This is a genomic window from Microbacterium sp. STN6 (genome assembly GCF_026410545.1).
Lineage (GTDB): Bacteria > Actinomycetota > Actinomycetes > Actinomycetales > Microbacteriaceae > Root112D2.
Genome location: NZ_JAPMIT010000001.1, coordinates 521,063 through 534,060, shown reverse-complemented (window position 1 = coordinate 534,060; position 12,998 = coordinate 521,063). Strand labels below are relative to the sequence as shown.

Here is a 12,998-nt window from a genome sequence, read left to right as displayed (position 1 = left end):
CCCATGCGCATCCAGAAGGAGCGTGACCGGCTGCTCGCCGCAACATCCCGCAACATCGGCATCATCGGCACGTTCGCCGGCATTCTCTGCCTGAGCCTGCCTGGCTCGCTGCCGCTTGCCCTGTACGTCATCTCGGTTCTGTGCCTCATCGCCATGGGCGTGCTGCAGTGGCAGCTGCCCCGTGGGCACGTTCGCGTGAAGGCGCTGGGCATCTGGGCCCTCGGCGTTGGGGTCGTTCTGCTGCCGATCGCATCGGGCACAACGCTGAATCTCGCCGCGCTGTGCGCCATCGGCATCGTCTCAGGGGCGGCCGTGGCATCCATCGCCATCGTGCTGGTCTCGAACACGCGACACTTCTCCCTTCTCGCCGCGCTTTTCGCGGGCGATGTGGTGGCGCTGCTGGCGACGCAGCTGCTCACTGACACGTTGCCGCTCGAGCCGCTCGCCCTCACGCTCGCCGGCTGGATCGCCTGCATCATCTGCGGTGTGTGGCTCGGCCGCATGGTCACGCAGACTCTGCGCCGCATCGAGAGTGCGTCGAAGGCGTACCAGGCCGAGCGCCGGGCGAGCGAGACCGAGGCCCGCCGCAGGCAGGGCGCGCGCCTGCTGCACGACACCGTGCTCGCCACCCTCACGCTTCTCGCGCACTCGGGGGTGGGCGTCAGCCCGGATGCGCTGCGACAGCAGGCAGCAGACGACGCGGCGCTGTTGCGTCAGCTGCGTCTCGGCTACACGCCTGCGCCCGCCGTGTCAGGCGACTACAAGCTGCAGCCGGTCGAGGAGTCGACTCTCGGCAACACCCTGCGCTCGGTGAAGCAGAAGTTCGAGCGCCTCGGCCTCGAGGTCAACTGGCACGGCACCGGGCATGTTCTGCTTCCCGGCGACATTCTCGACGCGTTCCTGCTGGCCCTCGCCGAGTGTCTCGAGAACGTGCGCCGTCACGCCCAGGTCGGGCAGGCGCACGTCACCATCACCGACGATGACACGACCGTGCGCGCTATGGTGACGGATGCCGGGGTCGGCTTCACGCTCGAATCGGTCGACAGTGCACGGCTCGGCTTCACCGAGTCGATCGTCGCCCGGCTGCGCGACGTGGGCGGCAACGCGCGGCTCTTCTCCTCGCCCGGTTCGGGCACGACCGTCGTACTCGAGGTTCCCAAATGAGCATCGCCGCCGACCTTCATCGACGCCAGGCCACGCAGCGCCTGCGTCGGCTCGCCGCGGGCTTCGGCCTCGCCTCGCTCGTGCTCATGCTCTACCAGCTCCTGAGCTTCCTGCTGCACCCCGGCGCGTACCCGCGCCTGCCCCTGTCGGTCGCGGCCTGGCTGCTCGTGATCATCGGCACGAGCATCGTGCAGTTCGCTCAGGTGCGGGCCGACGAGGAGCTGCCGGCCTGGGTGGTCCCGACTGTCATGGCGATCTGGGGCGTAGCGGTCGTGCTCGACATCGCCGGCGCCTGGGGCCGACACACGGGCGCGTCGCCGGCCGCGACTATCGCCGTCGGCGCCGGCCTCATGCAACTCGTGACCCACGCGCGACCCCGCGTCGTGCTCACGGCGGCCGGCGTGGTTGGCCTCACGATCGCCGTCGCCTTCCTGCTGCACGGGCCCGATCCGATTCAGGAGTTCGCGCTCGGCTACCTCATGATCGGGCTCGCCGTCAGCCCGTCGGTGCTCGCCGTGCTCGTGATGCGCGCGGTAGGAACAGCCTCGCAACTCGAGCTCGACCGCACTCAGGTACAGAGCACCGTCAACTCCCCCGGCTTCGCCGTCGGCATGCTCGCCTCGGAGGAGCTCGCCCGCCTCGACCTCGACGCCGAGAAGCTGCTCGACGGGGTGGCGACCGGCCATACGCCGCTGCCGCTGACCGCCGAGGCGTCGGCCGAGGCGGCATCCCTCGCCACAGAGCTTCGCCTGCACCTCATTGAGGGCCGTCGCGAGACGTGGCTGCACAACGCCGTCTCGGAATCGACGTTCCTCGGGCCCGCGGTCACCGTGACCGACAGCGACGGCCTTGCCGGCCTGATGGAACCCGACCAACGCGATGGCCTGCTCTCGGCCATGTGGCTGCTGCTGAGTGACCCGCCGAAGCCCGGGCAGGCGCTGCGCGTGCGCATCTCCCCACGCTCCAAGGAGGGCGCTCTACCCCCGGGTGCGACGATCACGATCCCCATGTCAATTCTCGCAACCGGCGTGCCACGAAAAGGGGTGGACCCCGCGACGTGGCATGCTATTGCCAGAGTGGGACGGTACGACGAGTCAGTCACGAGCTCGGGTCTGCTGATCGAGATCGAGTGCGTGGTCGGTTCACATACCGCCGAAGAGGGCGCAGGGGTGTCGTCACCAACGAGATGAAGGACCATACGTGAGCAACGCAGCAGATCCGATCCGCATCGCCATCGTCGACGACCACAAGATGCTCCTGGGAGCATTGACGGAATGGATCCGCAGCGCTGCGGACGATATCCGCATGGTGGCCGCCGTCGCGACCTGGCCCGAGCTCCTTACGCATCCGGAGTTCCCGGTCGACGTGGTGCTGCTCGACCTCGATCTGAAAGACAATATCCCGATCTCGCTGAAGATCTCGACGCTGAAGACCACCGGTGTGAACACAGTGCTCATGAGCACGTACTCCGAGCCCCCGGTCGTGCGCGAAGCCCTGGCGGCCGGCGCGCTCGGTTACCTCGTGAAGAGCGAGGACGCCGAGATGATCGTGGAGGCGCTGCGGGCGGCGAGCAAGGGCGAGTCGTTCATCTCGGCCGAACTCGACCTCGCGATCAATTCGGTGGATGTCGGCGGCACGCCGAAGCTCAGTGCGCAGGAGCGGCGCGTGATGGCGCTCTACGGCGCTGGCGAGCCGGTGAAGTCGGTCGCGTTCCAGCTCGGAATCTCTGACGAGACCGCGAAGAGCTACCTCAAGCGCATCCGCGAGAAGTACCGCGTTGCCGGCTTCGACGTCGGCACCAAGGTGGCGCTGCGCAAGCGCGCGATCCAGGACGGCATCCTGCTGCAGGGCGACTGAGCGCTCGCGCTTGGCCCGATTCGCGGAGCGCTCGCGCCTCGCCCGATTCGCGGCAGCTCTGCAGCCATCTCAGGCACGGATGCGGCGCCTGCGCCGCCGGTCCACTCCGAGACTCGCGAGCACGAGCATGATGCCGGCGACGCTGAGCACCGCGCCCACCCACGCGGGCGACACGTACCCGTAGCCTGCGGCGATGGCCAGGCCGCCGAGGAACGCGCCCGACGCGTTGGCCAGATTCAGCGCGGAGTGGTTCAGAGCGGCGGCGATCGACTGGCTGTTGTGCGCGACATCCATGAGCCGCGTCTGGATCGCCGGCGACAGCGCAGAACACGCCACGGCGATGAGGAACAGGAACGCCGCGAGGCCGACGACCGTTCCCGCGGTCAGCGCGAGACCGATCAGCGTGACGAGCAGCATGCAGAAGTAGACGACGAGTGCGCGAGGCAGATTGCGGTCGGCAGCGCGACCGCCGAGCACGTTGCCGAGAGTCATGCCGAGCCCGACGATCACGAGCATGACCGGCACCGCGCCCGCCGGCAGCCCGGCCGTCACCGTGACCAGCGGCGCCACATAGCTGTAGACCGCGAAGAAGCCGCCGAAGCCGATGGCGCCGATAGCCAGCGCCAGCCACACCTGCAGTCGCCGGAACGCCCGCAGCTCGTTGCGCATCGTCGCGCTGGGATCGCCGGCCTGCCACGGCACGAAGGCCCACACGGCCGCGAAGGTGAGCGCGAAGATCGACGCGACCACGAGGTAGGCGACGCGCCATCCGTGAGTCTGGCCGAGCCACGTGATCAGCGGCACACCGATGACGTTCGCGATCGTGAGGCCCGAGAGCACGAGCGCGACGCCCTGACCACGCTTGCCCGGCCCCATGAGGCGCGCCGCGACGAGCGAGGCGATGCCGAAGTAGGCGCCGTGCGGCAGCGCGCTGACGAAGCGGGCGACCAGCAGCACCCCGAACGTCGGCGACAGCGCCGAGAAGACCGTTCCCAGCGTGAACGCCACGAGCAGCCACAGCAGCAGGGTGCGCCGCGGGAGCCGAGCGGCGGCTGCGGCGATGGTGGGCGCCCCCACGACGACGCCGAGCGCATACGCCGAGATCGCCCAGCCGGCCTGCGCGTTCGCCTCGGCCGGCGAGGCCGCGTAGAGCCCGGGCAGCAAATCGGCCGCGAGGTTCGGCAGCAGCCCCATCGCGACGAACTCAGTCGAGCCGATGGCGAACCCGCCGAGCGCGAGCGCCAGCAGAGCCAGGCGGATGCGCCCAGGCGACAGCGGCGCTTCGGCCAGTCGGGCGGGCTCGGTCTGCACAGTCACGCGGTCAAGAATAGGCGCATCCCGCGCGCGAATCGAATCGATTCGAGCGGGAGCCGCGAAGTCACACGAGCGCCCGCCCCGGAAGCACGCTCACGCCGCAGCAGCGGCCTACGACGAGCGGCGGTCGCCGAGCGCCTGCTCGAGCCGCTCGACCTTTCCCGTCAGCTCGCCGGAATAGCCGGGCCTGATGTCGGCCTTCAGCACGAGCGAGACGCGCGACCCGTACTCGCCGACCGCCTGGGTGGCACGACGCACGACGTCGAACACCTCATCCCACTCCCCCTCGATGGTCGTGAACATCGCGTCAGTGTGGTTCGGCAGGCCCGAGGCGCGCACGACCTCGACGGCAGCGGCCACCGCGTCGTGCACAGAGGCATCGGCAGAGCCACCGGACGGGGCGACGGAGAACGCGACAAGCATAGGGATTCCCTTCATTCGAGGCGTGCACGGCGCACGTACCCGACGCTACGCCACAGCGCCGATACCGCCCACACGAACACCGCGACGACGACGAGGTTGCGCACGCTCAGCACGACAACGAGCACCGGGTCGAGGCCAAGCAGCGCGTTGTACAGCACCGGGTAGAACACCTGGGTGAGCCCCGCCGCGACGGCCACGAGCACGGCGGGCACGAGGTACCCGCGGCCACGCCAGGCGAGCCCGAGCACGACCGGCGGCACGAGCCACAGCATGTACTGGGGCGAGCCCACCTTGTTGAACACGATGAGTGCGGCCACGAGCGCGAGCGCAAGGTCCGGCAGCAGTGTGGCCAGCGGCACACGCGCCCGCACCGCTCGCACGCCGAGCAGTACAAGCGCGGCCGCGGCGAAGGCGAGCAGCGGCGTCATGAGACGGATGCCGGCCTCGACCCCGTCGCCCGTGACCTCGAACGTGTTGAGCGACGCCTGGTAGTACACCATGCTGCCGGGGCGGCCGAGCAGCGCCTGCCACAGCCAGATTCCGCTGGCCGGGGCTTCCAGCTGCATTCCCCGGTCCGCCTGCGCGGTTACGAAGCTGAGCACGTTCGCCCCGGCTCCGAACACGACCGCGACGAGCGCGATCACCCCGCTCGTGACCAGCCCGAGCGCCACGAAGCGCCACCTGCGCCGGCTCGCCACGACGATCGCCGCGATAAGTGCGGCCGGCCACACCTTGATCCAGGTGGCCACCGTGAGCAGCACGGCCGCCACCGCGGGCCGGCCCGCAAGCCACAGCAGTCCCACGATCGCCATCGGCACCGACAGCGAGTCGAGCCGCGAGACTCCCACGGGCCCGAGCAGCAGCATGAACAGCAGCCACCACCACGCGGCCCACACGCGCCCCGGTCGCCGACCGGCGATGAGAACGGCGAACCCGGCGGCATCCGCTATGAGAACCAACGTCAGCCAGGCGCCCACGTAGTGCGCCGGCCCGAGCACAAGCGGCAGCATGACCGGCACGATCGCCGCGATGGGGTAGACCCAGGGCGTATCGATGCCGACCACGTAGCCGTGCACCGCGTCGAGTGCCCACGGCCGGTAGACGGTCGTCACGTCGCCCAGGATCGCGCCGGGCGCCGCCAGCGCGAGCCAGCCGGCCACGAGGTGCACCACGAGAAAGGCGATCCAGAGAACGAGCCGGCTGCGCAGCATCCGCACGCCCGCCGTCGGCACTCGATGCGGCGCCACGGTGCCATCAGCGGGAACGCGCGCCATAACGGTCATGCTATCTGTCGCCGGCCGCTCGCTCGCCGCCACACATCGAGCGGATGCGCGCCCGTAGCGCGCACCGGCCCTCACACAGCGAGAAGCGCGCGCAGCGTGGCCGGCAGCGCCTCCGCGACGTCGAGCGCGGCGATGGGGCCGCCCCGCGAGGCTCTCGCGGCCGCCACGCCATGCACGTATGCGGCCGTCGCCCCGAGCTGCGCCAGAGCGGTCGCCGGCGCGTCGCCCAGCCGCTCGGCGTGCGTCGCGACGAGCGCGCCGAGCACGCCTCCGAGAACGTCGCCCGTGCCAGCGGTCGCGAGCCATCCCGACCCGGTGCGGGTCGTCAGCCGCACTCCGCTCGGCGCCGCCACGTAGGTCGTGCTGCCCTTCAGCAGCACGGTCACGCCGAGCGCGTCGGCGGCGTGGGCCGCCCAGCGTGCCGGCTCCCGCGCGATGTCGTGCGCATCCACCCTCTCGCCCACCGTGTCGAGCGCGACGGCGAGCTCGCGGAAGTGCGGGGTGATGATGACCGGGCCCGTGGCCTCACCGACCAGGTCGAGGGCGCCGGCGTCGAGAACGACCGGCACGCCGTCGGCAAGGGCAGAGCGGATGCGCGCGGTCACCTTCGCAGACCGGCTCTCCGCGTCGATGCCCGACCCGATGAGCCACGCCTGCACGCGCCCGACGCCGGTGACGACCTCGGGCCTGCGCTGCAGCACGAGCGTGCTCGGCCGCTTCGCGCCCACGTACCGCACCATGCCGACACCCGTGCGCATGGCCGCCTCGACGCTGAGCACCGCCGCGCCAGGGTAGCGGGCCGAGCCGCAGATCACGCCGAGGACACCGCGGCTGTACTTGTCGCCCGTGGCGAGCGGGACCGCGATGTGCGCCTGCGCGTCGTCGCCGCTCCAGACCTGCCAGTCGTGGGCACCGCCCGGCGTCTGCTGCCTCGCCGTGCCCGGCTGCCCCTCACGCTTCGTCTCCATGCCTTCACGATAGGTTGAAACGACGTGAGCGAAAGGCGCAACATGAGCATCAGCATCCCGGGCAGGGTCGTCGTCTTCGACTACGGAGAGGTGATCTCGACGGCGCCGGAGCAGCACGATCGCGACGAGCTGTTGCGGCTGGCCGGTGCCGTGCCCGCGGCATTCTGGCCCGCGTACGGCCGGCACCGCGACGCCCTCGACCGCGGAACGCTCAGCATCCGGGACTACTGGCGCGGCATCGCGACCGAGCTCGGCTCGGAGTGGGACGACGTGCTCATCGACAGACTCTGGGCCGCTGACTTCCGCAGCTGGCTCAGCGTCGACACGGGAACGCTCGCTGTGCTGCACGACCTTGCTGACGGCGGCACGCGGCTGGCGCTCCTGTCGAACGCCGGTCCGGATTTCGGCAGCTTCTTCCGCTTCGGCAACCTCGGCCGCCTCTTTGACGCCGTGATCGTCAGCGGCGAGCTCGGCATGATCAAGCCCGAGGCCGGCATTTTCGAGCACGCGATGGCCGAGTTGGGAATAGAGGCGGCGCAGACGATCTTCATCGATAACAAGGAGGTCAACGTGCGCGGCGCCGAGCAGCTCGGCATCACGGGTCACACGTTCACGGGCGCGGCGCAGCTGCGCGCGTTCCTCACCGATCTCGCCCGATAGGAGCTCCATGCCCGGCCTGTTCGACCCGCTCACCATCCGCTCCGCAACGTTCCGCAATCGCATCTGGGTCTCCCCCATGTGCCAGTACTCGGTGCTCGAGAAAGACGGGGTGCCGCGCGACTGGCACCTCGTGCACCTCGGATCGCTCGCCGTGGGCGGGGCCGGCCTGGTCATGGCCGAAGCCACGGCCGTGAGCCCCGAGGGCCGCATCTCAGACGAGGACACCGGCATCTGGAATGACGAGCAGCGGGATGCGTGGGCCCGCATCGTGCGGTTCATCCACGAGCGCGGCGCCGTCGCGGGCGTCCAGCTCGCGCACGCGGGGCGCAAGGCGTCGACCTGGCCGGAGTGGGGCTACGACCGCAGCGGCACCATGGCCGAGGCCGACGGCGGCTGGCAGAGTGTCTCGGCGTCACCGGTCGCCTTCGAGGGTTACGACGCACCGATCGCACTGGATGCCGCGGGCATCGACACCGTCGTCGCAGACTTCGCGTCCGCGGCCGCTCGCTCGGTCGCTGCCGGCTTCGACGTCGTCGAGGTGCATGCCGCCCACGGCTACCTGCTGCATCAGTTCCTCTCCCCGCTCAGCAACCGGCGCGACGACGAATACGGCGGCAGTCTCGCCAATCGCGCCCGGCTGGTGCTGCGCGTCGTGTCGGCCGTGCGCGAGGCGGTCGGCGACGACATCGCGGTGTTCGTGCGCTTCTCGGCGACCGACTGGGCCGAGGGCGGCTGGGATCAGCAGCAGACGGCCACGGTCGCAGGCTGGGCGAGAGATGCCGGCGCAGACTTCTTCGACATCTCCTCCGGCGGCCTCGTCGCGGGCGCCTCCATCGCCGTCTCCCCCGGCTACCAGGTGCCGTTCGCCGAGTACGTGCGCGACGAGGCGGGGGTTGGCGTGTGCGCCGTCGGACTCATCACGTCGACGGATCAGGCACAGGCGATCGTCTCCGAGAACCGAGCGGATGCTGTCATGCTCGGCCGCGAGCTCCTGCGCGACCCGCACTTCCCGCTGCACGCCGCGCAGCACCTCGGCGTCGAGGTCGACTACTGGCCCGAGGCGTACCACCGCGCCCGCCCCCGCCCCCACGCGGGTTGAGGAGACGCGAAGCGTCGTCTCGAAACCCCCACGGCGGGTTGAGGAGACGCGAAGCGTCGTCTCGAAACCCAACCCACACGCGGGGTTTCGAGACAGTCGGCTTCGCCGACTTCCTCAACCGGCTAGGGGTTTCGAGACAATCGGCTTCGCCGACTTCCTCAACCGGCTGGTGCTCAGTCGCGGCGGGTCGCGTCCTGCACCTCGCCGACGAGCTCCTCGATGATGTCCTCGAGAAACAGCACGCCGCGCGTCCGGCCGTTCTCATCCACGACCCGAGCCAGGTGCTTGCCCGCGTTGCGCATGACCTGGAGTGCATCCTCGACGTCGCTCTGGGCGGGCACCGACGCCAGCGTCCTGATGCGCTTAGCCGGAACGGGCAGGTCGAACCCGGTCTCCTCGAGGTCGAGCACGTCTTTGAGATGCAGGTAGCCGGTGGGGTGACCCGCGGCATCCGTCGTCACGTAGCGTGAGAACCCGTGCAGGGCGACCTGCCGTTCCACCTGGGCGGGGGTGGCGCCCGGCGGCAGTGTCACGAGCCTGTCGAGACCGAGCGCGATGTCGCGTACCTTCTTCTCACTGAACTCGAACGCCGCCGTCAGCGCCCCGGAGCGATCGGTGAGAACGCCCTCCCGGGTCGACTGGCTGACGATGGTCGCAACCTCATCGAGCGTGAACGTGCTCGCCGCCTCATTCTTGGGTTGCACGCCGAAGAGCCGCACGACGCCGTTCGAGGTGGCGTTGAGCGCCACGATGACGGGCTTGAACACCCGACCCACCCACACCAACGGGGTCGCGAGCACAAGCGCGGCCCGGTCGGGCACCGAGAACGAGATGTTCTTCGGCACCATCTCGCCGAACACGACGTGCAGGAACGACACGAGCACGAGCGCGATGATGAAGGAGACGACGGCGATGACCTCAGGGGCCCAGCCCGTGAGCGCGAGGGGCGCCTCGAGCAGGTGATGGATGGCAGGCTCTGAGACGTTGAGGATCAGCAGGGAGCACACCGTGATGCCCAGCTGCGTCGTCGCGAGCATGAGCGTCGCGTGCTCCATGGCCCAGAGGGCGACCTTGGCGCTGCGCTTGCCGCTCTCGGCGAGCGGCTCGATCTGTGAGCGTCGTGCGGAGATCACGGCGAACTCGCTGGCGACGAAGAACGCGTTGACGACGAGCAGCACGACGAGCCAGAGGATGCCGACCCACGGGTTCATGTCTGGGCCTCGCCTTCGGTGTGGGCGGGCGGCACCGGGTCGGGCGTGAAGCGCAGCCGGTCGATGCGTCTGCCGTCGAGGCGCTCGACGCGCAGGGTGCCGTCGGCAAGCTCGACCTCGTCGCCGATGGACGGCAGCCGGCCGAGCTCGTTGAGCACGAAGCCGGCGACGGTCTCGTACGGGCCGTCTTCCGGAACGGTGACACCGGCGCGCTCCTCGAGCTCGTCTGGCCGCAGACTGCCGGGGAACGTGATGGAGTTACGCCCCCGCACGACGCCGGCGCGCAGGCGGTCGTGCTCGTCGGCGACCTCGCCCACCAGTTCTTCGACGAGGTCTTCGAGGGTCGCGACGCCCGAGGTGCCGCCGTATTCATCGACGACGACGGCCATCTGGTAGCCGCGCCCGCGCAGCTCGCCGAGAAGGGTGTCGAGCGGCATGGTCTCGGGCACGCGCAGCGCCTCGGTCTGCAGCGCCGAGATGGGCACGAGGGCGCGCCGGTCGCGCGGCACGGCGACGGCCTGCTTCACGTGCACGAACCCGACGACGTCGTCGACGCCCTCGTCGACCACGGGGAACCGCGAGTAGCCGGTCGAGCGGGCGAGGTCGATGACGTTCTGCGCGGGCTCTTCCCGCTTCACGCTCGCGACGCGCAGCCTGGGCGTCATCACGTCGCTGGCCGCGCGGTCCGAGAACCTCAGGGTGCGATCGAGCAGGGTGGCGGTGTCCTGCTCGAGCATGCCTGCACTCGCGGATCTGCGCACGAGCGACGAGAGTTCCTCGGCGGTGCGCGCGCCCGACAGCTCTTCCTTCGGCTCGATGCCCAGCATCCGCAGCACGCCGTTGGCTGTGCGGTTGAGCAGCATCACCGTGGGCCGGAATACGAGCGTGAACACCGTCTGGAACGGGATCGCGAGCTTCGCCGTGGCGATCGGCAGAGCCAGCGCGAAGTTCTTGGGCACGAGCTCGCCGAGAATCATGGAGATGAGGGTGGCGAGAACGATCGCCACAACGCTGGCGACGGGGGTGACGGCGGCCTGCGGCAGCCCTGCGGCGCGCATGGGGACGCCGAGGAGCGAGCCGATCGCCGGCTCCATCGTGAAACCGGTGAGCAGCGTCGTCAGCGTGATGCCGAGCTGCGCGCTCGAGAGGTGCGTCGAGGTGATCTTGAGCGCCGCGATCGTCATGCCGAGGCGCGTCTCGCCGCGCTCTCGCCGCGCTTCGAGATCGGCCCGATCAAGATTGACGAGCGAGAATTCGGATGCCACGAACAGGCCGGTGCCGATGGTCAGGATCACCCCGACCCCGAGCATGATCCACTCAGAGAGCACGCGCGCCGTCCGAGTAGTGGATTGATCGGCTCAGCTTCGCGGCCGGTCGACTCGTGACGCGGGGCACATGGCGCGTTCCCGCGGCTAATCGACTATGGGCAGGAGGGGGGTCGTCCATCGTGCGCCAAGTATACCGACCGCACCTCGGCGCACCGTGAGCGTGCGTCGCCCCACCCTCGTGCGCCCAGCCGCACGAGGTCCGCCGGGCACGCGTTCCACAGGGGCCGCAGCTACCAGCTGACGGGCAGCGGCTTACCCTCCTCGTAGCCGGCCGCCGACTGGATCCCCACGAGCGCCCGGTCCTGGAATTCCAGCAGAGTGCGCGCTCCCGCGTACGTGAACGAGCTGCGCAGCCCCGTCGTGATCATGTCGAGCAGATCCTCCACCGAGGGCCGCAGCGGGTCCAGATAGATCGTCGAGCTCGAGATCCCCTCGGCGAACAGCAGCTTGCGCGCCAGCTCGTACGCCGACAGGCGACCGAACCGCTCCTGCACGGCCTTGGTACTCGCCATGCCCCAGCTCTCCTTGTAAAGCCGGCCAGACGCATCCGTCTTCAGGGTCCCCGGCGCCTCGATCGTGCCGGCGAACCACGAGCCGATCATGACGGCCGCACCGCCCGCCGCAAGGCCGAGAGCCACATCGCGCGGGTAACGCACGCCACCGTCGGCCCAGACCCCGGCGCCGAGTTCGCGCGCAGCATCCGCCGTCTCAAGCACCGCCGAGAACTGCGGCCTGCCGACGGCCGTCATCATGCGCGTCGTGCACATGGCCCCGGGACCGACGCCGACCTTGAGAATATCGGCGCCCGCCTCGACGAGGTCTCGCACGGCCTGGTCGGTCACCACGTTCCCGGCGACGATGGGCAAGCCGAGCCCCAGCGCCTTCACTGCACGGATGGCCGAACGCATCGCCTCCTGATCACCATGGGCCGTGTCGAGCACGAGCACATCGACCCCCGCCGCGGCGAGCGCCCGCGCCTTGCCCTCGACGTCACCGTTGATGCCGACGGCCGCCGCGACACGCAGCCGCCCGCCGTCGTCCAGCGCCGGCTCATAAATGCTCGACCGCAGGGCGCTGCGCCTGCTGAGCGTTCCGATCACCTCGCCGTGGTGCAGCACCGGTGCGAACTCGAGATCCGCCGCCGCCATCACGTCGAACGCCGCGCGTGCGTCAGGCAGATCGTCGGCGTCGAGCGACGTGAGCGCGCCGTGCAGCAGGTCGCCCAGGCGCGCGTCCGGCAGAGCGGTCGCGAGCCGCGCCGACGGAATGCACCCCAGGTACCGCCCCGCGTCGTCGCGCACGACGATGCCGTGCCCTTCCACCGCGGGCACGATGGTCACGGCATGAGCCACGGTGTCGTCCGGGTCAAAGATGAACGGCGTGTCGAAGCGCACCGGCTGTTCCTTCACCCAGCGGATGGCCGCATCCAGATCCTGCAGCGGCATGTCCTGCGGCAGCACCCCGAGCCCGCCCCGCCTCGCCATCGTCGCCGCGAGCCTCGGACCGGTGACCGAGTTCATGTTCGCCGACACGAGAGGGATGCTCATGCCGGTCGAATCCCCCGGCGCGAGCGACACGTCGAGGCGGCTGGTGACCGACGAGCGCGAGGGTACGAGGAAGACGTCGGAATACGTCAGGTCGTGCCGTGGTGTCGTCGCATAGAACTGCATGAATGCCACGGTATCGCCCCG

General features: G+C 69.9%; 12 protein-coding genes. 5 read left to right on the top strand and 7 right to left on the bottom strand.

Translation table 11 applies throughout. The features are described 5' to 3' along the window. Positions 1-3: 3 nt before the first annotated feature. From OSC27_RS02385 to OSC27_RS02375, 3 genes are read left to right on the top strand one after another with little or no spacing between them, the layout of a single operon-like run. Positions 4-1,164, top strand: a complete 1,161-nt coding sequence (locus OSC27_RS02385; RefSeq protein WP_267179810.1) for a sensor histidine kinase — start codon at positions 4-6, stop codon at positions 1,162-1,164. Further along, positions 1,161-2,354 (top strand): hypothetical protein, encoded by a 1,194-nt coding sequence (locus OSC27_RS02380; protein ID WP_267179809.1) that lies wholly within the window; start codon positions 1,161-1,163, stop codon positions 2,352-2,354. Before OSC27_RS02385 ends, OSC27_RS02380 begins: the two co-directional genes overlap by 4 nt. A 10-nt stretch (positions 2,355-2,364) precedes the next feature. After that, entirely contained in the window at positions 2,365-3,021 is a 657-nt protein-coding gene (locus OSC27_RS02375) for a response regulator (RefSeq protein ID WP_267179808.1), read from the top strand. Between the two features lie 69 nt (positions 3,022-3,090). On the opposite strand, the gene OSC27_RS02370 is transcribed toward OSC27_RS02375, so the two are convergent. From OSC27_RS02370 to OSC27_RS02355, 4 genes are all read right to left on the bottom strand, one after another. Beyond that, entirely contained in the window at positions 3,091-4,332 is a 1,242-nt protein-coding gene (locus OSC27_RS02370) for an MFS transporter (RefSeq protein WP_267180404.1), read from the bottom strand. Positions 4,333-4,446: 114 nt separating this feature from the next. Then, on the bottom strand, positions 4,447-4,758 hold the full coding sequence (locus OSC27_RS02365; protein ID WP_267179807.1) for a thiamine-binding protein: 312 nt from the start codon (positions 4,756-4,758) through the stop codon (positions 4,447-4,449). 11 nt (positions 4,759-4,769) lie between these two features. Continuing rightward, positions 4,770-6,032 carry a hypothetical protein gene (locus OSC27_RS02360; protein WP_267179806.1) on the bottom strand — a complete coding sequence of 421 codons (1,263 nt, stop codon included), beginning with the start codon at positions 6,030-6,032 and terminating at the stop codon, positions 4,770-4,772. 80 nt (positions 6,033-6,112) lie between these two features. Further along, a complete protein-coding gene (locus OSC27_RS02355; RefSeq protein ID WP_267179805.1) occupies positions 6,113-7,009 on the bottom strand; it encodes an ADP-dependent NAD(P)H-hydrate dehydratase in 897 nt (298 codons plus the stop codon). A 42-nt stretch (positions 7,010-7,051) separates the two neighbouring features. Between OSC27_RS02355 and OSC27_RS02350 the strand changes: the two genes are divergently transcribed. After that, the gene (locus OSC27_RS02350; protein ID WP_267179804.1) at positions 7,052-7,669 is read left to right on the top strand and encodes an HAD family hydrolase; all 618 of its coding nucleotides are present in this window, start codon (positions 7,052-7,054) and stop codon (positions 7,667-7,669) included. Between the two features lie 7 nt (positions 7,670-7,676). Further along, entirely contained in the window at positions 7,677-8,768 is a 1,092-nt protein-coding gene (locus tag OSC27_RS02345; protein ID WP_267179803.1) for an NADH:flavin oxidoreductase/NADH oxidase, read from the top strand. A gap of 173 nt (positions 8,769-8,941) precedes the next feature. Here the strand turns inward: OSC27_RS02345 and OSC27_RS02340 are convergent, their stop codons facing one another. The 3 genes from OSC27_RS02340 to OSC27_RS02330 all read right to left on the bottom strand — a co-directional run bounded on the left by OSC27_RS02340 (position 8,942) and on the right by OSC27_RS02330 (position 12,977). Then, positions 8,942-9,979: a hemolysin family protein gene (locus tag OSC27_RS02340; protein ID WP_267179802.1), complete on the bottom strand. Its 1,038-nt coding sequence runs from the start codon at positions 9,977-9,979 to the stop codon at positions 8,942-8,944. Continuing rightward, positions 9,976-11,289 carry a hemolysin family protein gene (locus tag OSC27_RS02335; protein ID WP_267180403.1) on the bottom strand — a complete coding sequence of 438 codons (1,314 nt, stop codon included), beginning with the start codon at positions 11,287-11,289 and terminating at the stop codon, positions 9,976-9,978. The genes OSC27_RS02340 and OSC27_RS02335 overlap by 4 nt, the downstream gene beginning before the upstream one ends. A gap of 248 nt (positions 11,290-11,537) precedes the next feature. Continuing rightward, positions 11,538-12,977 carry a GuaB1 family IMP dehydrogenase-related protein gene (locus OSC27_RS02330; RefSeq protein WP_267179801.1) on the bottom strand — a complete coding sequence of 480 codons (1,440 nt, stop codon included), beginning with the start codon at positions 12,975-12,977 and terminating at the stop codon, positions 11,538-11,540. Positions 12,978-12,998: the final 21 nt, after the last annotated feature.